At 42.5% G+C, this 18,997-nt stretch carries 20 protein-coding genes; 13 read left to right on the plus strand and 7 right to left on the minus strand.

Going from position 1 to position 18,997, the window contains the following annotated elements:
- Positions 1-300 precede the first annotated feature (300 nt).
- Positions 301-1,170 (plus strand): hypothetical protein, encoded by an 870-nt coding sequence (locus tag D2U88_RS13020; RefSeq protein ID WP_119641006.1) that lies wholly within the window; start codon positions 301-303, stop codon positions 1,168-1,170.
- A gap of 94 nt (positions 1,171-1,264) precedes the next feature.
- On the opposite strand, the gene D2U88_RS13025 is transcribed toward D2U88_RS13020, so the two are convergent.
- Genes D2U88_RS13025 through D2U88_RS13040 form a run of 4 tightly spaced genes read right to left on the minus strand, consistent with a single transcriptional unit; the run spans position 1,265 to position 4,222 of the window.
- Positions 1,265-1,990: a head GIN domain-containing protein gene (locus D2U88_RS13025; protein ID WP_119641007.1), complete on the minus strand. Its 726-nt coding sequence runs from the start codon at positions 1,988-1,990 to the stop codon at positions 1,265-1,267.
- 33 nt (positions 1,991-2,023) lie between these two features.
- On the minus strand, positions 2,024-3,121 hold the full coding sequence (locus tag D2U88_RS13030) for a DUF4097 family beta strand repeat-containing protein (protein WP_119641008.1): 1,098 nt from the start codon (positions 3,119-3,121) through the stop codon (positions 2,024-2,026).
- The gene (locus D2U88_RS13035; protein WP_119641009.1) at positions 3,102-3,662 is read right to left on the minus strand and encodes a hypothetical protein; all 561 of its coding nucleotides are present in this window, start codon (positions 3,660-3,662) and stop codon (positions 3,102-3,104) included. Before D2U88_RS13035 ends, D2U88_RS13030 begins: the two co-directional genes overlap by 20 nt.
- Before the next feature lie 2 nt (positions 3,663-3,664).
- Positions 3,665-4,222: an RNA polymerase sigma factor gene (locus D2U88_RS13040; protein ID WP_119641010.1), complete on the minus strand. Its 558-nt coding sequence runs from the start codon at positions 4,220-4,222 to the stop codon at positions 3,665-3,667.
- Between the two features lie 226 nt (positions 4,223-4,448).
- Here D2U88_RS13040 and lon point away from each other — a divergent pair, with 226 nt between their 5' ends.
- Both lon and cmk read left to right on the plus strand, forming a co-directional pair.
- A complete protein-coding gene (gene lon, locus D2U88_RS13045; RefSeq protein ID WP_119641011.1) occupies positions 4,449-6,890 on the plus strand; it encodes an endopeptidase La in 2,442 nt (813 codons plus the stop codon).
- 53 nt (positions 6,891-6,943) lie between these two features.
- The gene (cmk, locus tag D2U88_RS13050) at positions 6,944-7,642 is read left to right on the plus strand and encodes a (d)CMP kinase (protein ID WP_119641012.1); all 699 of its coding nucleotides are present in this window, start codon (positions 6,944-6,946) and stop codon (positions 7,640-7,642) included.
- A gap of 95 nt (positions 7,643-7,737) precedes the next feature.
- Here cmk and D2U88_RS13055 read toward each other — a convergent pair whose 3' ends face one another.
- Both D2U88_RS13055 and D2U88_RS13060 read right to left on the minus strand, forming a co-directional pair.
- Entirely contained in the window at positions 7,738-8,214 is a 477-nt protein-coding gene (locus D2U88_RS13055) for a hypothetical protein (RefSeq protein ID WP_119641013.1), read from the minus strand.
- Positions 8,215-8,460: 246 nt separating this feature from the next.
- Complete coding sequence (locus tag D2U88_RS13060) at positions 8,461-8,841, minus strand: LysM peptidoglycan-binding domain-containing protein (protein WP_119641014.1); 381 nt, start codon at positions 8,839-8,841, stop codon at positions 8,461-8,463.
- A 258-nt stretch (positions 8,842-9,099) separates the two neighbouring features.
- Here D2U88_RS13060 and rpsA point away from each other — a divergent pair, with 258 nt between their 5' ends.
- The 10 genes from rpsA to D2U88_RS13110 all read left to right on the plus strand — a co-directional run bounded on the left by rpsA (position 9,100) and on the right by D2U88_RS13110 (position 18,388).
- Positions 9,100-10,935: a 30S ribosomal protein S1 gene (gene rpsA, locus D2U88_RS13065; RefSeq protein WP_119641015.1), complete on the plus strand. Its 1,836-nt coding sequence runs from the start codon at positions 9,100-9,102 to the stop codon at positions 10,933-10,935.
- Between the two features lie 113 nt (positions 10,936-11,048).
- Entirely contained in the window at positions 11,049-11,585 is a 537-nt protein-coding gene (pyrR, locus tag D2U88_RS13070) for a bifunctional pyr operon transcriptional regulator/uracil phosphoribosyltransferase PyrR (RefSeq protein WP_119641016.1), read from the plus strand.
- A 6-nt stretch (positions 11,586-11,591) separates the two neighbouring features.
- Positions 11,592-12,518 (plus strand): aspartate carbamoyltransferase catalytic subunit, encoded by a 927-nt coding sequence (locus D2U88_RS13075; RefSeq protein WP_119641017.1) that lies wholly within the window; start codon positions 11,592-11,594, stop codon positions 12,516-12,518.
- Position 12,519: 1 nt separating this feature from the next.
- On the plus strand, positions 12,520-12,852 hold the full coding sequence (locus D2U88_RS13080; RefSeq protein WP_119641018.1) for a ribonuclease Z: 333 nt from the start codon (positions 12,520-12,522) through the stop codon (positions 12,850-12,852).
- A gap of 33 nt (positions 12,853-12,885) precedes the next feature.
- Entirely contained in the window at positions 12,886-13,242 is a 357-nt protein-coding gene (locus tag D2U88_RS13085; RefSeq protein ID WP_182859179.1) for a four helix bundle protein, read from the plus strand.
- 45 nt (positions 13,243-13,287) lie between these two features.
- Positions 13,288-14,193, plus strand: a complete 906-nt coding sequence (locus D2U88_RS13090; RefSeq protein WP_119641020.1) for a ribonuclease Z — start codon at positions 13,288-13,290, stop codon at positions 14,191-14,193.
- A 74-nt stretch (positions 14,194-14,267) separates the two neighbouring features.
- Positions 14,268-14,915 (plus strand): pyridoxamine 5'-phosphate oxidase, encoded by a 648-nt coding sequence (pdxH, locus tag D2U88_RS13095; protein ID WP_119641021.1) that lies wholly within the window; start codon positions 14,268-14,270, stop codon positions 14,913-14,915.
- Positions 14,916-14,924: 9 nt separating this feature from the next.
- Positions 14,925-15,413, plus strand: coding sequence for a SixA phosphatase family protein (locus D2U88_RS13100; RefSeq protein ID WP_119641022.1), 489 nt, complete (start codon positions 14,925-14,927; stop codon positions 15,411-15,413).
- Complete coding sequence (gene ppk1 / locus D2U88_RS13105; protein ID WP_119641023.1) at positions 15,414-17,489, plus strand: polyphosphate kinase 1; 2,076 nt, start codon at positions 15,414-15,416, stop codon at positions 17,487-17,489.
- Between the two features lie 11 nt (positions 17,490-17,500).
- Positions 17,501-18,388, plus strand: a complete 888-nt coding sequence (locus D2U88_RS13110; protein ID WP_119641024.1) for a Ppx/GppA phosphatase family protein — start codon at positions 17,501-17,503, stop codon at positions 18,386-18,388.
- On the opposite strand, the gene D2U88_RS13115 is transcribed toward D2U88_RS13110, so the two are convergent.
- A complete protein-coding gene (locus D2U88_RS13115; RefSeq protein ID WP_119641025.1) occupies positions 18,385-18,966 on the minus strand; it encodes a MiaE family protein in 582 nt (193 codons plus the stop codon). The two genes, D2U88_RS13110 and D2U88_RS13115, sit on opposite strands and share 4 nt — an antisense overlap.
- Between the last annotated feature and the right edge of the window lie 31 nt (positions 18,967-18,997).

Below are 18,997 nucleotides of genomic sequence, written 5' to 3' on the forward strand. Positions count from 1 at the left end.
CGGTAGATTCGACTACTCTTCGACTGTGCTCAGAGCAGGTTTACTGATCCATTCGGAATTGCTAAAGTCTGTGCTAAATCGAAACACTAACTTAAAACCCGTAACTGACTTGTCATGCGATGCCGTTTAAAAGTCCAAATAACGTTCATCATACTCATTCAAAATGTGGTTTCACTCATTTAGGATTTCTTCAAATTAGATCATGACATATTTTCGAAAAGGAATTGTAACTGATTTGTTCATTTATAGAAGGGATTACATGCCTTTAATGTCAAATCGGCTAAATAGCGAGAATATTTTATGAAAGACATACTTCTTATAACGATTCTATTTTTGGTTTTGAGTTGTTCGCATAAGGAATCATCAGATTCAAAAATAAAAGCAAAAGAAAATGATACAGTTTCTTTTGTCTATAATGGGTTTAACCATCATCGTAAGTTGGATTTGATAAGCAATCAAGAATTTATTCGATTTGAGAGCGTAGCAAGTTGTTTTGGAGATATGTGGATAGAAAAGCATTTTGGAAGATATACTGCAACTGACTCAACTATTAAGCTTGAACCAAGAACGGTTGAATTAATTGTTTACACAAGATTTCCCGAAGAAATCGACCAAAAATTGATTTTGCCCTACGGACCCGATTCGCTAAAGATTAATACGGAGTATAAAATTTTCAGTTGGAAGAACAAAGAGTATCTTTTATCTGAGGAATTTGATTCCATAAGAAGTTTCGAGTCAAGGAATGACTATCAAAAATTCGCATATTATTATAACATTGGGGAAGAGCCAAATTATAGCGGAAACTATCTTACTCGCTTAAAAAAAGATAGTACAATTAACATACCATGGGATATTTATAAAATCCCGAAAAAATATAGGGACGACTTTTTAGAAGAACCTATTTCAGTTAGAATAATTGACCGTAAGAAAAAGGTTGAAATTGACGAATATGACCCAGAAGGAGAACTTGTTTCATGGCGTATTAAAATAGATAAAGGTACTAAGAATGGCGTCCGGAAGGGATTTCATTTTATTACAAAAGATGACAAGTTTTTCATAGACGTTGATTCCACTCAAAGTAGTGTCAGTTTTGGAAGTTGTTACATTTATAACATGGACGAAAAATATTTCAGAATTGGCACTGAAATGAAAACAAAATGGGAAAGGTAATTTTGCTTTTTGATTTATTATTGTCCCAAAAGCATAAAAAATGCCCCTAAATGAGGGGCATTTTTACGTTTTTTGATTGGTGCTAAACTCCTGATCAGCCTTTGGATATATCTCCGGAACCAGAGGATTTGGTATTGATTTTCTTTGGGTTTCCACGATAATGGATGTCGCCCGAACCGGATACCCTGGCATCGATGGATTCGTTTGCGGTAACCCTGATATCCGCAGAACCGGAAATGTTCGCCTTTACGTAATCGGCTTCCAGTTCATAGGCCTTGATGTCGCCCGAACCCGAAACGGATACTTCAAAATCCCTGGCATGACCCGCCAGATTGATGTCCCCCGAACCGGCAAGTGACGCATCCACACTCTCCGCTTCCACGGTTAGGCTAACATCACCGGACCCCGCAACACTGGTACTGAAGTCGCTGGATTTAATGGTGGTCTTGCCCACAATGTCCCCCGATCCAGAAAGACTTACGGAGCTGATGGATTCCACAGGAACGGTAATCTTGATACCTTTGTTCCAAGAGGAGGGTCTTAGGTTGACATTGTTTTCGGTCTTGATCACCAGTTTGCCGTTTTTCACTTCGGTTTCGATGTAGTCCAATAGGTTGGACTCACCTTCCAAGGTAATTTCACCTTCCTTGCCGGCCACCAGGTCCACATTGAACCAACCAGCTAGGGAAACACCATCGTAATCCCCAACGGAACGTTCTATGGTGACATAATTTCCGTCTCCTTTGACTTTTTTCCACCATTGTGCATGGGAGATGGTAACCGCGCTCATGGCAAGTGCCAGTGTGATGAATTTTTTCATGATCTTGTGTTTAAATTGTTTTTTGATTTGATATTAATTTTGATAAAACGTGATGCCTCCATAGTCACTGGTAATGCTTACCCTTTTTCCTGAGTTTTCACTACCATAGAAGCCTTTGTAATATTTTTCAGTTGATTTTTCCTTGCTGATGTTGATCTCAAAATCATCTTTGCCACTGACACCGGCATACTCCGTTGAAATTTCAAAGTTGAAGTGGTAATCGGGGTGATACCCTATTTTGATCCCGGTATAATCGGTTCGTATCTCAACATTCCCGGCATCAGGTGCCAACCGGTCAATTTTCAAGGAACCGTAATCACTTACGATAGACACATTACCATGTACCGTACCCAATTTGACCCCGATATAGTCCCCGTTGCCTTCCACATTCTTGACTTCTTTCGCCTCTAAGGAACCATAGTCACTGGAGTAGGACAGATTGCCCATTTCCTCGATTACGGCGTTGGTATAATCAGCCTTTATGGTCAGGTCGCCCGCTTTTTCAATGGTAAATCCTGAGTAATCGGCCACAATTTCGGCACTGTTGATATAATCAAAAGTAGATCGGGAAGTGTAATCAAATCGAAGTTCGTTATTGCGGCCGCGTAGTTCGCCAATTTCCATCTTGCCATAATCGCAGTTGATCTTGGCGTGTCCATCGATTCGGTCCAAGAAAATGCTACCATAATCGTTGTTGAGGTTCACGCTGTTCTTCACGGGCAGTTTGATGGTATAGTTGACCTGCACGCTCACACTGTTGCGTCTGCCCCAGTTCCATCCCCAGCCGTTGTTACGGTCACCGAAGAGGGTCCTTGCGGAAACCATGCTGCTGCTGTTCTCAAAATCCACATCGATTTCGTTGAGGCGATCCTGTACACGTTCTTCGTTGTTGCCATTGGTCTTGATATGAACCTCGATCTCCACACGGTTTTCGTTCCAAGAGGTAATGTTGAGGTTGCCATAACTGTTGGTCACTTTAAAAAGTGCATCGGCATTAACGTTAAATTCCCTTTTAATGGTCTTTTCCTTAGTGTATTTGCCGTCCATATTGCCATGGTCAACATTTGCTTGTAGGGCAATGGGGAACAAAGCCAAAGCGAAAAGGATATTTTTAAATAGTAAAGCTTTCATCATTTTGTGATTTTAAATTCTTGATATTTTCTATTTGGCTCAAAACTTCTTTTAATAAATCAATGCGGGTCTGAAAATTGATGATCATGGCATTCATGATGATCTTGGTGTCCCCACCGTTGACCAAATCCTGTTCAAGAGATTTGTAATCTTTCTGTAATCTTTGGAGTTGTGCCAAGGTATCGTCTACCAACTGTGCCGTTTCCGGGGATTTCTCATCCTTTAATTGCTGCACCTGTTGCTCAATCAGGTTCGCAAAATAGAATTCGGTCTTGGACACTTCCGGTGCAATTTCCACCACTTGTTCCCTAAGGGAAGGCTGCGGACCGAACGCTTGGTATCCCAACAGGGCCACCAAGGCAATCGATGCGGCTATGGAAAGTGGTTTCCACCAGGTTGGTTTCGGTTTTTGGATGGAAACGACACCAGTGGCCTGGTTCAATTTTTCCAAAAAACGATCCTGGTGCCCGCTTTGTGGCTCCTCCACATCAAACTCCCCTCGGAGTCTTCCAAACAGATGATCTATATTATCCTTGTTCATAACTAAACATTTAAGGTCAACTTTTTTCTCAGGCTTTCCTTGGCCCTCGAAATTGTGGTTCTACAATTAGCATAGCTAATGTTCATGATTTCACCGATCTCTTCGTAATCGTACCCTTCAATTAAATGTAAGGTCAAAGAAACTCTGTAATTGTCTTTCAAACTTTTCATGGCTTCCATCACTTTTTGAGCCTTCAGTTCTGTATAACCATTTTGATCCGAAGCAACTCCATCATTATCTTCGACCTTGTACATTACATCATCCAAATCAACAGCCCTGTTTTTTTGCTGCTTTTTGTAATGATAGATGCTGTTGTTGATCACGATCCGCTTTAACCAAGCCCCGAAGGTGACGTCCCCTTTGAAGGTCTCCAATTTGGTGAATGCGCTCAGGAACGATTCCTGCATCACATCCTCGGCCTCGGCAGAATCTTTTACAATCCTATAGGCAGTATTGTACATGGCCCTATAATAGCGATTGTAAATCTCCAATTGTGCACTTTGCTTTCCCTGCATGCACAACTTGAGCAGTGCATCAATATGTTCATTTTGGTGGCTCAAAAAATGAATGGTTTGTCTTATAGATTAGGGAATTTACCAATTGTTACACTTTTTTCTAAAAAATTGCTTTTTAATGGCACAGGAATTGCCTTTTAAGAGGGGATCAAAAGCCTTTAATCCACTATATTTATTGATAATGAGGATGTTGTAAGGGTTTTTATGTAGAATAAAAATGATGTTTTTTTGTCGATTATGACAAAATGACCGAAAAGAAGATACAGGAGAGATGAAAATATCAAAATTTGACAATATTGACTTTCAGGGATTGGATGAGGATGCGGAGTTGATCCCATTGCTCACCCCTGAAGACGAGGAACAGATGAACAATGAGGAGTTGCCGGATACCTTACCGGTGCTTCCCCTCCGAAATACGGTCTTGTTTCCAGGTGTTGTGATTCCCATTACCGCCGGAAGGGACAAGTCCATCAACTTGATCAAGGATGCCAATAATGGCAGCAAGACCATTGGTGTGGTATCCCAAAAGGACGAACTTACCGAAAATCCAGGGGTAGAAGATATCAATACCTTGGGAACGGTGGCCCGTATCCTTAGGGTATTGCAAATGCCTGATGGAAACACTACGGTCATCATTCAAGGTAAAAAGCGGTTCCAGATAGAGAGCATCATATCCGAGAAACCTTACCTCACCGCCAAGATCAAGGAAGCGAAGGAAGAAAGACCGCTCAAGGATAGCAAGGAGTTTGAGGCCATCATCGATTCCATCAAGGATTTGGCCTTTAAGATCATTAAGGACAACCCGAATATTCCCAGCGAGGCCACCTTTGCCATCAAGAACATCCAAAGCAATTCGTTCTTGATCAATTTTGTGTCCTCTAATCTTAATTTGTCCGTTGCCGAAAAACAGCAATTGTTGGAGATTCCCAACCTTCAGGAAAGGGCCTTGGCCACTTTGAGGTATATGAACATGGAACTGCAAAAACTGGAATTGCGCAACGATATCCAGAGCAAGGTCCGTAGCGATATGGACCAACAGCAACGCGAGTATTTCCTTCACCAACAGATGAAGACCATCCAAGAAGAGTTGGGGGGTATCTCTTATGAAGAAGAGGTGGACGAAATGCGCGAAAAGGCCAAAGGCAAGAAATGGAGCAAGAAGGTGCAGGAACATTTCGAAAAAGAACTGGGCAAAATGCAGCGCATGAATCCCCAGGTTGCTGAATATTCCATCCAACGCAATTATCTGGACCTCATTTTGGATCTACCTTGGGATAACTATTCCAAGGACAAGTTCGACCTAAAAAGGGCACAACAGATCTTGGATCGTGACCATTATGGTTTGGAAGATGTAAAACGAAGGATCATTGAATATTTGGCCGTCCTTAAATTGAGGAACGATATGAAATCGCCCATTCTTTGTCTGTACGGACCTCCCGGGGTGGGCAAGACCTCTTTGGGGAAATCCGTTGCGGAAGCCTTGGGAAGGGAATATGTACGGATGTCCTTGGGTGGCTTACGTGATGAAGCAGAAATCAGAGGGCACAGGAAAACCTATATCGGTGCCATGCCCGGTAGGATCATCCAAAGCTTGAAAAAGGCGGGAACATCCAACCCTGTTTTCATTTTGGATGAGATTGATAAACTTTCCAACAGCCATCAGGGCGATCCCTCTTCGGCTATGCTGGAGGTATTAGATCCTGAGCAGAACAGCGAGTTCCATGACAATTTCTTGGAAATGGGCTATGACCTTTCCAAAGTCATGTTCATTGCTACGGCCAACAGTTTGTCCACCATTCAGCCAGCCCTGTTGGACCGTATGGAAATCATCAACGTGACAGGATATACCATCGAGGAGAAAGTGGAAATCGCCAAACGTCATTTGTTGCCCAAACAATTAAAAGAGCACGGCTTATCCGCCAACGATTTAAAAATCGGCAAACCACAATTGGAGAAAATTGTGGAAGGCTATACCAGGGAGTCCGGTGTTCGGAACTTGGAAAAGCAATTGGCAAAAATGGTGCGGTATGCCGCCAAATCCATCGCCATAGAAGAGGAGTACAACATAAAAGTCTCCAATGAAGATGTGGAAAAAATATTGGGTCCAGCCCGATTGGAACGCGACAAGTATGAGAACAATGAAGTGGCCGGTGTGGTCACTGGGTTGGCTTGGACCAGCGTTGGAGGTGATATCCTTTTTATCGAGTCCATTCTCTCCAAAGGAAAGGGGCAGCTCAACATTACCGGTAATTTGGGCCAGGTGATGAAGGAATCCGCTACCATTGCCATGGAGTACATCAAATCCAATGCGGATACCTTTGGAATTGACCCCGATGTGTTTGACAAATACAATGTGCACATCCACGTGCCAGAAGGAGCCACTCCAAAAGACGGTCCCAGTGCAGGTATCACCATGCTAACGTCTTTGGTGTCCCTGTTTACTCAACGCAAGGTGAAAAAGAGCTTGGCCATGACGGGCGAGATTACCCTTAGAGGTAAGGTATTGCCGGTGGGTGGTATTAAGGAAAAGATTCTGGCCGCAAAAAGGGCAAGGATCAAAGAGATCATTCTTTGTGAGGAAAACAAGAAGGACATCGAGGAAATCAAAGCTGAATATCTTAAGGGACTTACTTTCCATTATGTGACCGATATGAGTGAGGTAATCGATATTGCTGTGACCGATAAAAAGGTGAAAAACGCCAAAACACTATAATAGGATGATGGGTGTCATAAAATTATAATGACATTTCTGCCTATTTTTGGCGCATGGGAAAAATTACAATAGCAATAGACGGGTATTCATCAACGGGAAAAAGCACCATCGCGAAACGATTGGCCAAATCCCTCCATTATATTTATGTGGACACGGGTGCCATGTACAGGGCGGTGACGCTTTATGCATTGGACCACGATTTGATCAATGACAAAGGGGAGATCAATGCACCCAAATTGGTCGAGGCTTTGCCAGATATTGCCCTGAAATTTGTCCCCAATTCCGAAACAGGTCGTGCCGATATGCACATGAACGGAAAAAATGTGGAGGAAGAGATCCGATCCATGAGGGTATCCGGGAAGGTGAGCAAGGTTTCCGCCATAAAGGAAGTCCGTGAAAAGTTAGTGAAAATGCAGCAACAAATGGGCAAGGACAAAGGTATTGTGATGGACGGAAGGGATATCGGTACCGTAGTTTTTCCAGATGCGGAACTCAAATTGTTCATGACGGCCTCACCCGAGACCCGTGCTGCCCGAAGGTATAAGGAGTTGCTGGAGAAAGGGGAGGAGGTAAGTTATGCCGAAGTCCTTAAAAATGTACAGGAAAGAGATCTGATCGATTCTACCCGAAGCATATCACCACTTAAAAAAGCCAAGGACGCTATCGAGTTTGACAATAGTGACATGGGATTGGAAGAACAGTTTGAAAGGGTACACGACTTTGCCCAGCGCGTGATTGCGAAGAAGGGTTGAAAATCGGTTAGAATTTTAGATTGCACTTATCGGTCTCGTATAACCATCAGTTACGAGTTAAAGTAAGCAAATTTTGGGGTTATACATTGTTGTACCTAGTTTTTTATCCATTCCAAGTCAAGTACGTCACGTAATCTATTCAAACTTTCTCTCGATAAAAACTTAAAAGCAAGTCCAATAAATCCGTATCTAATTACTAAAATTTGTCCAATCATTACTAAAATCAGAATTGGTGAGAATTCTTGAGCTTTAGTCAAAATCATGGCAATAAGTCCGAATATAGGAAAGCAAAGAAATAAACTCAATAATATTCTAAAAATCTTTTGAATTTCCACTTTCACGTTTCCATTTTCAGATTCAATTGCTCCAGTCATTACGCAAAAAGCCCCTTTTCCAATTGCGGATGATATAATTTTAAATTCGTTTCCGTTTATTATTCCACGAAATGATTTGTCGGTATGTTGAGAAGTCAGATTTTCAGACTTTTCCGTTCTTCGATTCAATCGATTTAGCGTATCCGTTTGGCTATCTAACAGCTTAAATTTCAGTTCTTTGGTAGGGAATATTTTCATTTCTCAAATTAGGCACAACGTTATTAGATGTGAATCGTTTTTAACACTTCGACTTCGCTCAGCACAAGTTAATTATATCGACCGATATCGAAACTGGTTCGGCACAGGTAAGTGAAGTTAACATTTTTGATGCAAATTCTATTTAAACAAAAAGACGCCCTTGGGCGCCTTATGTTCTAAGAAGTGTCAGTTCGAGCGCAGTCGAGAACTTTTTTACATCTCGACTGCGCTCGATGTGACAATTTTCTACAAATTCGGAATCACCAACACCTGATCGGGGTGGATCAGGTCAGGATTCTTCAAGATATTGGTGTTGGCCTCAAAAATCTGTTTGTACTTCATGGCATCGCCATAATAGTGCTTGGCAATCTTACTCAACGATTCTCCACTTTTTACGGTGTGGCGTGCGTAAACGGAATCGTCTTCCACCGTAATATTGGCTTTGATGTCACTGGGGTGTTCACCACCGATTTCTTTGATCTTGTCCCACAACAGGTTTTTTTCATATGGGGTAGCGGTCATTCCCTTTATCTTCAAAACGCCGTTTTCTTCCGAAACATCGCCGTCCTTAACGTTCAATTTTAGACCTAGGTCCAATACGGGTTGATACTTTGCTTTTACGCTCATAATGGTAATTTTTACAGTTAACAATTAGAACCTTCAAGATAGCTATAAACCGCAAATTTTCCAGTTAAATAATGGTTATAGTTTTTTTGGGTCAACCTTTCGTCCAGATGCTTTGTGAATCAAGAATTTAATTGTATTTTTGCACTCCTTTTTAACAAAGCAACAAGAGGAAAAGGGAAATTGAAATCTATGTAAAAACCACTTCCGCGGTAATTGTTCAACTCTTGTAAAACGTGGAATACAAATTTAAATCAGCACATGGCTGAAGAAAAAGCAACCGTTGAGGCAACCGAAACTGCCGCAGCACCAGAAGTTAAAGTAGAAACTCAGGCCCAGCAAGATCCAAAGGAATTTCTTGAAAATTTTGATTGGGAAAAGTATGAAGAAGGAATTGAGCGTGTAGACGATAGCAAGCTTAAGGAATTTGAAAATCTTGTTGAGGAAAATTTTGTGGACACTGCCGATGAGGAAGTAGTGGAAGGAACAGTGGTTCACATGACAGACCGTGAGGCCATCATCGATATCAACGCAAAGTCCGAAGGGGTTATCTCCTTGAACGAGTTCCGTTACAACCCAGACCTTAAAGTAGGGGACAAAGTAGAGGTACTTATAGACATTCGCGAAGATAAGACCGGTCAATTGGTACTTTCACACAGAAAAGCCAGGACCATCAAGGCTTGGGATCGTGTGAACAATGCCCACGACAAGGAAGAGATCGTTACCGGTTTTGTAAAATGTCGTACCAAAGGTGGTATGATCGTGGATGTATTCGGAATCGAGGCGTTCTTGCCAGGTTCCCAAATCGACGTGAAGCCTATCCGTGATTACGATCAGTATGTAGGTAAGACCATGGAGTTCAAAGTAGTGAAGATCAACCACGAGTTCAAGAACGTAGTGGTATCGCACAAAGCTTTGATCGAAGCGGATATCGAAGAACAGAAAAAAGAGATCATCGGTCAATTGGAAAAAGGCCAAGTATTGGAAGGTGTTGTGAAAAACATCACTTCTTACGGAGTCTTTATCGACCTAGGAGGTGTGGATGGTTTGATCCACATTACCGACCTTTCTTGGAGCAGGATCAACCACCCCAACGAGGTTGTTGAACTTGACCAGAAATTGAACGTGGTAATCCTTGATTTCGATGATAACAAATCTAGGATCCAATTGGGTCTTAAGCAGTTGGAGAAACACCCATGGGATGCCCTTGGGGATGAGATCAAAGTAGGAGACAAAGTTAAAGGTAAAGTAGTGGTTATTGCCGATTACGGTGCCTTTATCGAAGTAGCTGACGGTGTTGAAGGTTTGATCCACGTTTCTGAAATGTCTTGGTCTACCCACTTGAGATCCGCTCAGGATTTCGTGAACGTAGGTGACGAGGTTGAGGCTGTTGTTTTGACTTTGGATAGGGAAGAGCGCAAAATGTCTTTGGGCATCAAGCAATTGACTCCAGACCCATGGACCGACATCACTTCCAAATACCCTGTAGGTTCCAAGCACAAAGGAATCGTAAGGAACTTCACCAACTTTGGTGTATTTGTAGAGTTGGAAGAAGGTATCGACGGTTTGATCTACATCTCTGACCTTTCTTGGACCAAGAAAATCAAGCACCCATCCGAATTTGTTGCCGTAGGCGATACTTTGGAGGTGGAAGTATTGGAATTGGACGTTGAAGGACGTAAGTTGAGCTTAGGCCACAAGCAGACCACAGCCAACCCATGGGATAAATATTCCGAGGATTTCGCTGAAGGTACCGTTCACACCGCTGCAATTGCTGAGGTAGTGGACAAAGGTGCTACCATCAACTTTAACGAGGATATCGTTGGATTCGTTCCATCAAGACACATGGAAAAAGAAGACGGTAAGAAACTTGTAAAAGGTGAAACGGCCGAGTTCAAGATCATCGAGTTCAACAAAGATTTCAAACGAGTTGTGGCCAGCCACACCGCTATCTTTAGAGAGCAAGAAGAGAAGAACGTGAAAGCTGCAAAAAGCAGGTCTACAAGTTCTGATGAAGCTGCACCAACATTAGGTGATGCCAATGCCCAATTGCAGGCGTTGAAAGACAAAATGGAGGCAGCTGCCAAAAAGAAATAATCACATTTCTTATATAAAGAAAGCCCCGCTGGAAACAGTCGGGGCTTTTTTATGCCTTCAACATTTTAAAGAATTGTTTACTTTTGCATTCAACTGAGTCGGTTGCAATTCCTATGAGTCAAAAAGTACTGCTTACTTCCAAAGAGATCAACATCATACTGCACCGGCTGGCCTGTCAGCTCTTGGAAAATCATCTGGATTTTAAGGATACCGCTCTGGTGGGCATTCAGCCACGGGGCGTTTTTTTGGCCGAAAGATTGGCCAAGATCCTGAAGACCGAGTACAAGGTGAAGGACATTGCCCTAGGTTTTCTGGACATTACCTTTTTTAGGGATGATTTTGGACGTGGGGAAATCCTCAAGGCAAATACCACTAAAATGGATTTTCTGGTTGAGGACAAAAAAGTGGTCTTCATAGATGATGTGCTCTACACGGGAAGAAGTATCCGTGCGGCCCTTACGGCCATTCAATCCTTCGGAAGGCCCAAGAGTATTGAATTGTTGACCTTGATCGATAGAAGATTTAGCAGACACTTGCCCATTCAGCCCAATTATAGGGGTAGGCAGGTAGATGCCATCAATAAGGAGAAAGTAAAGGTGATGTGGGAAGAAAATGACGGGGAGGATATTGTTTATTTAGTTAGCAAATAGAAGAAAATGAGCGAATTGAGCGTAAACCACTTGTTGGGAATCAAGTATCTGAACAAAAAGGATATACAGCTCATTTTTGAAACCGCCGACCATTTTAAGGAGGTTATCAATAGATCCATCAAAAAAGTTCCCACCCTTCGGGACATTACAATAGCCAACATCTTTTTTGAGAACAGTACCCGTACAAGGCTTTCGTTCGAGCTGGCCGAAAAACGCTTGTCTGCCGATGTGGTGAACTTTTCCGCAGCACAATCTTCGGTGAAGAAGGGGGAAACCTTGATCGATACCGTGAACAACATCCTGTCCATGAAGGTGGATATGGTGGTGATGCGGCATCCCAATCCGGGAGCGGGTATCTTTCTTTCCAAACACGTAAAGGCTTCCATTGTGAATGCAGGTGATGGGGCACATGAACATCCTACCCAAGCTTTGTTGGATTCTTTTTCCATCCGGGAAAAATTAGGGGATGTAGGAGGGAAGAATATCGTGATCGTCGGGGACATTTTACACTCAAGGGTGGCACTTTCCAATATCTTTGCCCTAAAATTGCAGGGGGCCAACGTTAAGGTTTGTGGACCCAAAACGCTTATTCCAAAGCATATAACGTCTTTAGGAGTGGAAGTGGAAACTGACTTACGCAAAGCATTGGAATGGTGTGATGTGGCGAACATGCTTCGCGTTCAGAACGAACGTATGGACATCAGTTATTTTCCTTCAACAAGGGAATATACCCAACAATTTGGGGTAAATAAGCAGCTGTTGGACAGCTTGGACAAACAGATTGTGATCATGCACCCAGGACCCATTAACCGTGGCGTGGAAATCACAAGTGATGTGGCGGATTCCGATCAATCCATAATTCTGCACCAAGTGGAAAATGGGGTGGCGATCCGTATGGCAGTACTCTATTTATTGGCATCCAAAATTAAGTAAGATGATTTTCGACAAAGATGGAACCACGACCATTGTTTTCCAGGAGAAGACTTCGCTCTCGACCTTTATGGAAAACCTGAACAATGCTTACCCTAAATTGAAGCACGACAATATTGTCATTAACCTGTTTTCTTTCAGCAAGCTCGCGGCAAATGATGTTTTGGAATTCCTCGATATTTCAAATACCCATAAGAGCACTGGAAAATCGTTTGTTTTGGTTACCGACAAGGTTTCCTATGATGAGATTCCGGATGAGATAAGTTTGGTGCCCACTTTGCAAGAAGCCATGGACCTTATCGAAATGGAAGAAATAGAACGCGATTTGGACATTTAAGAATTGAAAATTATAAATTGAAAACGAATCCATTTGGTCAAAGAGAACATCATTCAACAAAAAAGTTTTGATTTTGCATTGAAAATTGTTCGGCTCACCAAACTTTTGGAAACAGAACAAAAGGAATTCGTACTTTCAAAGCAGCTATTGAGATCAGGAACTGCCATCGGAGCATTGGTTCGTGAAGCTGAACATGCAGAAAGCAAGAAGGATTTTATTCATAAAATGTCCATTTCTTTAAAAGAAGCCAATGAAACAAGGTATTGGTTGGACTTACTAAATAAATCGGGATTTGTCCAAGATTACGATTATGACAAGGTGAACAATGAAATCGTTCAAATCATTAAACTTCTAGCTTCTATCGTAAAGTCCTCAAAACAGAATGTTTAAATTCCAATGGATAGTTTTTAACTTTCCATTTTTAATTTACCATTAGTGAAATTAACCATACTAGGCTGCTACTCGGCAACTCCCAGAACGTTTACCAACCCTACATCCCAGGTACTCGAAATCCAGAACCATCTTTTTTTGATCGATTGTGGAGAAGGCACGCAGGTGCAATTGAGAAAGTACAAAGTGAAATTTTCACGCATCAACCACATTTTCATTTCACATTTACACGGAGATCATTTTTTCGGATTGCCCGGTCTCATTTCTACGTTTAGATTGCTGGGAAGGGAAAAGGAACTGCATATCTATGGCCCAAAAGGCATTAAGGAAGCCATTACCTTGTTTTTGAAGTTGGGGGATTCCTGGACCAATTATCCCCTCATCTTCCATGAACTGGAGTCGAAGGAATCCGAACTGATATGGGAAGATAGTAAGGTTTCTGTCCGGACTATACCTCTGGAACATAGGGTCTACACCAACGGATTCTTGTTCAACGAAAAGGAAGCGCCCCGAACATTGGATGCGGAGGCGGCCCACCGATACGGAGTGGACAGGAGCCAGTTCAACAATATTAAAAAAGGAGCGGATGGGGTAACCAAGAACGGAGAGGTGATTTCCAATAAGAAACTTACCCATGACCCACCGGAGCCCAAAAGCTATGCTTTTTGCAGTGATACCGTCTATAACGAAACCGTTGTTCCTTTAGTGAAAGATGTGGACGCCCTTTACCATGAATCTACTTTTTTGGAATCTGAGGAACATCTTTGTGACCGGACCAAGCATTCTACTGCCAAGCAGGCAGCACAGATTGCCAAGTTGGCCCATGTCAAGAAATTGATTTTGGGGCATTATTCCACACGATACAAGTCCATAGAGCTTTTTAAAGAAGAAGCACAAGGTGTCTTTTCAAACGTGGAACTCGCCGATGACGGCAAAGTTTTTGACCTGTAATCCTATCATTTATTTATTGAACTTTTAAGTCTCGCTTGCTTTGATGAGATTCGAATTTTAACGAACTTCACATCATGCAAAAAGACCTGAGCAACTACCGAAAATCCTACGAGAAAAGTGAATTGACCGAGGATTCCATCAAGGAGAATCCTTTGGAACAATTCCAAAAATGGTTTTATGAAGTAGAAGCATCCGATGGGGTGGATGAAGCGAATGCCATGACCGTATCCACTATAGGATTGGATGGTTTTCCCAAGAACAGGGTAGTGTTGATGAAAAAGTACACCCATGAGGGTTTTATCTTTTACACTAACTATAACAGCGAAAAAGGAAAGGCCATTGCCAATAATCCTTCGGTGTGCTTATCCTTTTTCTGGCCCAATATGGAACGTCAGGTCATCATAAAGGGTACAGCGGAAAAGATTGCGGAAAACCTGTCGGATGGGTATTTTGAATCAAGGCCCGTGGGTAGCCAGTTGGGTGCCGTGGTCTCCGATCAGAGTGAGGTGGTACCTTCCAGGGACGTGCTGGAAAAAGCATTGAAAGATTTGGAAAAGGCATATGAGGGGAAAGAAGTAGAACGTCCTGCTCATTGGGGCGGGTATTTGGTACGCCCCGTTTCCATGGAATTTTGGCAAGGTAGACCCAATCGGCTCCATGATAGGATCAGATATACCCTTCAAGAGGATTATGATTGGAAAATAGAACGGTTGGCACCATAATAAAAGCGTATGAAACAGATCATATTGATGCGGCACGGGAAATCTTCATGGGACTACGATGTTTCAGATAAGGATAGACCGCTACAGGAAAAGGGTGTCAAAGATGCCCATTTGGTGTCAAATACCTTTAAATTACATGCCCCCAATTTGGATTTTGCTTTTTCAAGCCCGGCCAACAGGGCTTTGCACACCAGCATGATTTTTGTAAGGAACCTGGGATTGGATTTTTCCAAGTTTAGGGTAGAAAAATCCCTTTATGATTTCTCAGGGGATGGTGTTCAGCATTTTGTATCCAATCTGGACAACAATTTGAACGCTGTGGCCATTTTTGGGCACAATTATGCCTTTACATCACTTGCAAATGCTTGGGGAGATCAGTATATTGAAAACGTTCCCACGGCAGGGCTGGTCCACATTACATTTGGTGTGGATGATTGGTCCCGTATTTCAAAGGGTACCACGAAACAAATGGTCTTTCCAAAACACTTGAAAAAATAAATGGTCAAAACAAAAAATGAATATATAAATCGGGAAATCAGTTGGTTACAGTTCAATGCCCGGGTACTTCAAGAAAGTAACGACAAAAGGGTTCCACTGATTGACCGTCTTCGATTTTTAGGGATTTTCAGTAACAATCTCGACGAGTTTTTCAAGGTGCGCTATGCTACGGTGAAACGCATCGTGGAAGCGGGAAAAACCGGGAAGAGTGTATTGGGGGGTGAAAGGGCGAAGGACCTGTTGGAGGAAATTACCAAGATTGTGATAGCACAACAGGCACGAAGCTTGGAAATTTTTAAGGCCATCGAGAAGGAACTACGCCAGGAAAATATCTTTATCATCAACGAAACTGAGGTAACCGAAAGCCAGGCCGAGTTCATCAGGGACTACTTTTTCAAAAAAGTGAACCAGGAGTTGATGACCATCATTCTGAACGACCTCAATGAGTTTCCGCTTTTGAAGGACACGGCAGCCTACTTGGCAGTGAAAATAGTGATGAAGAACGGTTCGGGAGTTGGTAAACATAATCGCTACGCCCTAATTGAAATTCCTAAAGGGATAGACCGATTTATTGTACTTCCCAAGGAAGGGGACAAGGACCATATCATCATGCTCGATGATCTGATTCGTTTTTGCTTGGATAATGTCTTTACCATGTTCGAGTTCGAATCCATTTCGGCCCATATGATCAAGATTACACGGGATGCAGAACTGGATATTGATAACGATTTGAGCAAGAGTTTTATCGAGAAGATTTCCACCAGTGTGGAACATCGAAAGATCAGTGATCCGGTCCGTTTTGTGTACGATAAGAAAATTGACAAGGATACGCTGCAGTTCCTAAAGGAAAAGATGGATATTATGGGGACCGATAGTGTCATTCCTGGAGGTAGATACCATAATAGAAGGGATTATATGGGATTCCCGAGCCTGGGAAGGCATGATCTCATGTATGAAAAAATTGACCCGCTTCCCGTGAAGGGATTGAGTATGAAAGGAAGCCTTTTGGATATGATCGCCCATAAGGATTACATGATCTATGCGCCGTACCATACGTTTAGTTATGTGACCAAATTTTTGAGGGAAGTGGCCCTAGATCCACAGGTACGCTCCATTAAAATCACCATATACCGATTGGCAAGCGATAGCCAGATAGCCTCTGCCCTTATCAATGCCGTGAAGAATGGCAAACAGGTAACAGTGCAGATTGAACTACAGGCAAGGTTCGACGAGCAGAACAATATCGAATATGCCAACTATCTACAGGCTGAAGGTGTCAATTTGATTTTTGGCGTTCCCGGATTAAAGGTCCACAGTAAAATATGCATGGTGGAACGGGAAGAAGCCGGGGAACTAAAAAGATATGGTTTTATCAGTACGGGTAACTTCAACGAGTCCACGGCCAAAATCTATACGGATTATACCTTATTCACAGCCCATGAAGGTATTTTGAAGGACATGAGCAAGGTGTTCGAATTCTTCGAAACCAACTACAAGATCAATAAATACAAACACTTGGTCGTGTCCCCACACTATACCAAATCAACTTTCATTAAGTTGATAGATAGGGAAATAGTCAATGCCAAGCATGGTAAGGAGGCCTATATCAAAATAAAGATGAACAGTCTCACTTCTTATCAGATGGTGGATAAGCTATACGAGGCCAGTAGGGCGGGAGTGAAGATTCAAATGATAGTTCGTGGTATCTGTTGTCTTATCCCAGGGGTTGAGGGAATGAGTGAAAATATTGAGGCCATAAGCATTGTCGATAAGTTCTTGGAGCATCCCCGATTGTTCGTTTTCGGAAACGGGGGCGATCCAAAAATCTATATTTCTTCTGCAGACTGGATGACCCGTAACCTCGATTTCAGAGTCGAAGTAGGTTGCCCGATCTATGACCCGGATATCCGCCAAGAACTCTTGGATACTTTTGATATTTCATGGAGGGACAATCTAAAGGCACGTGTCTTTTCTGCAAAACAGGACAATGCCTATAGAAAACGGGCTGTAGGAGAAGCAGAATTAAGGTCTCAGTTTGAGATGTATTATTATTATCAAAGGAAATTGGAATCCTAAAACTGGACTATTTGGTAATACGCAAATTTGCAGCCATTGATATTGGTTCGAATGCCATCAGGCTGCTCATCAACAACGTGATTGAACAAAAGGGTAAACCTACCATCTTCAAAAAGAGCGAGTTGGTACGGGTACCCGTACGCTTGGGGGAAGATGCCTTTATCCGTGGTGAAATTTCCCCGAAAAGTGAGTCGCGGTTGGCCAAGACCATGAAATCCTTCGACTATTTGATGCAGGTGTACGGTATTGAAAAATTTATGATCTGTGCCACATCTGCCTTGCGGGAGGCCAAAAATGGAGCCCAGGTGGTACAAAGGGTCATCACGGAGACTGGAATGCCCATTGAGATCATAGATGGGAAGAAAGAGGCCTTGATCATAGCTTCCACCGATCTTAAGGATATTATTAAGATGGATAGGCACTACCTCTATGTAGATGTGGGAGGCGGTAGTACCGAGTTTACCATTTTTGAGAAAGGTCAGCCAAAGATTTCGAGATCCTTTAAAATCGGTACCGTTAGATTGTTGAATAACCTGGTTGAAGATTCAGTTTGGGAAGAGGTTAAAACTTGGGTTAAGTCAAATATCCCATTGGATGGAACAGTAGAAATCATCGGTTCAGGGGGAAACATCAACAAATTGCATAAAATGTCTGGTCGAAAATTGGGTCAACCCCTTTCATACATATGGTTGCACGGGCAATACCAATTTTTGAACAATATGGCCTATGAGGATAGGGTGGCGGTGTTAGGTTTGAATCAAGATAGGGCGGATGTGATTATCCCGGCCATCAAAATATTCTTGAACGCGGCCAAATGGAGCAAGGCCAAGAAGATTCATGTTCCCAAAATTGGATTGGTGGATGGCATGATCAAAATGTTATACTACCAGAAGGATTAACCGTGCATGGTTTCCCTTTTGCCCAAGTCTTTCATTAAGCTGGCCTCATAATCCAACAAATCTTGCCATTTTTGGTCTACGTCGTCTTTATTTCCATATTTGCGGGCAAATTTTAGGAACATGGTATAATGGTTGGCTTCGCTTACCATGAGGTTCCGATAGAATTCCGATAGCTCTTCGTCCTGGATTTCTTCGGACAGTAATCGGAAGCGTTCACAACTTCTGGCCTCAATCAGAGCAGCATATAGCAGTTTGTGTACCAAGTGGGTTTCCCTACTTCCGCCTTTGGGGAAGAATTTCATCAATTCGATAACGTATTCATCCTTACGTTCCCGGCCCAAAACCCAACCGCGTTTTAGGAGCTTGTCATGCACCATGTTAAAATGGCCCATTTCTTCGCGGGCCAAAGCGGTCATCTCTTTTACCAATTCTGATTTTTCAGGAAAACCAATGATGAGGGAAATGGCCGTACTGGCCGCTTTTTGCTCGCAATAGGCATGATCTGTAAGGATTTCCTCAATATTTTTTTCCACTATGTTCACCCATCTCGGGTCTGTTGGTAACTTAAGGCCTAACATGAATTGTCTTTTGAAATGTTAAAGTACAAAG

The sequence above is a fragment of the Flagellimonas aequoris genome (assembly GCF_003584165.1).
GTDB classification, from domain to species: domain Bacteria; phylum Bacteroidota; class Bacteroidia; order Flavobacteriales; family Flavobacteriaceae; genus Flagellimonas; species Flagellimonas aequoris.

Bases quoted from the DNA above. Each gene is read 5' to 3' on its own strand.
- pyrR (WP_119641016.1), top strand. From the start codon at position 11,049: ATGAGTCAAAAAGTACTGCTTACTTCCAAAGAGATCAACATCATACTG.
- D2U88_RS13030 (WP_119641008.1), bottom strand. From the start codon at position 3,121: ATGAAAGCTTTACTATTTAAAAATATCCTTTTCGCTTTGGCTTTGTTC.
- D2U88_RS13025 (WP_119641007.1), bottom strand. From the start codon at position 1,990: ATGAAAAAATTCATCACACTGGCACTTGCCATGAGCGCGGTTACCATC.
- lon (WP_119641011.1), top strand. From the start codon at position 4,449: ATGAAAATATCAAAATTTGACAATATTGACTTTCAGGGATTGGATGAG.
- D2U88_RS13060 (WP_119641014.1), bottom strand. From the start codon at position 8,841: ATGAGCGTAAAAGCAAAGTATCAACCCGTATTGGACCTAGGTCTAAAA.
- pdxH (WP_119641021.1), top strand. From the start codon at position 14,268: ATGCAAAAAGACCTGAGCAACTACCGAAAATCCTACGAGAAAAGTGAA.
- D2U88_RS13055 (WP_119641013.1), bottom strand. From the start codon at position 8,214: ATGAAAATATTCCCTACCAAAGAACTGAAATTTAAGCTGTTAGATAGC.
- D2U88_RS13075 (WP_119641017.1), top strand. From the start codon at position 11,592: ATGAGCGAATTGAGCGTAAACCACTTGTTGGGAATCAAGTATCTGAAC.
- D2U88_RS13100 (WP_119641022.1), top strand. From the start codon at position 14,925: ATGAAACAGATCATATTGATGCGGCACGGGAAATCTTCATGGGACTAC.
- rpsA (WP_119641015.1), top strand. From the start codon at position 9,100: ATGGCTGAAGAAAAAGCAACCGTTGAGGCAACCGAAACTGCCGCAGCA.
- D2U88_RS13035 (WP_119641009.1), bottom strand. From the start codon at position 3,662: ATGAACAAGGATAATATAGATCATCTGTTTGGAAGACTCCGAGGGGAG.
- ppk1 (WP_119641023.1), top strand. From the start codon at position 15,414: ATGGTCAAAACAAAAAATGAATATATAAATCGGGAAATCAGTTGGTTA.
- D2U88_RS13115 (WP_119641025.1), bottom strand. From the start codon at position 18,966: ATGTTAGGCCTTAAGTTACCAACAGACCCGAGATGGGTGAACATAGTG.
- D2U88_RS13080 (WP_119641018.1), top strand. From the start codon at position 12,520: ATGATTTTCGACAAAGATGGAACCACGACCATTGTTTTCCAGGAGAAG.
- D2U88_RS13020 (WP_119641006.1), top strand. From the start codon at position 301: ATGAAAGACATACTTCTTATAACGATTCTATTTTTGGTTTTGAGTTGT.
- cmk (WP_119641012.1), top strand. From the start codon at position 6,944: ATGGGAAAAATTACAATAGCAATAGACGGGTATTCATCAACGGGAAAA.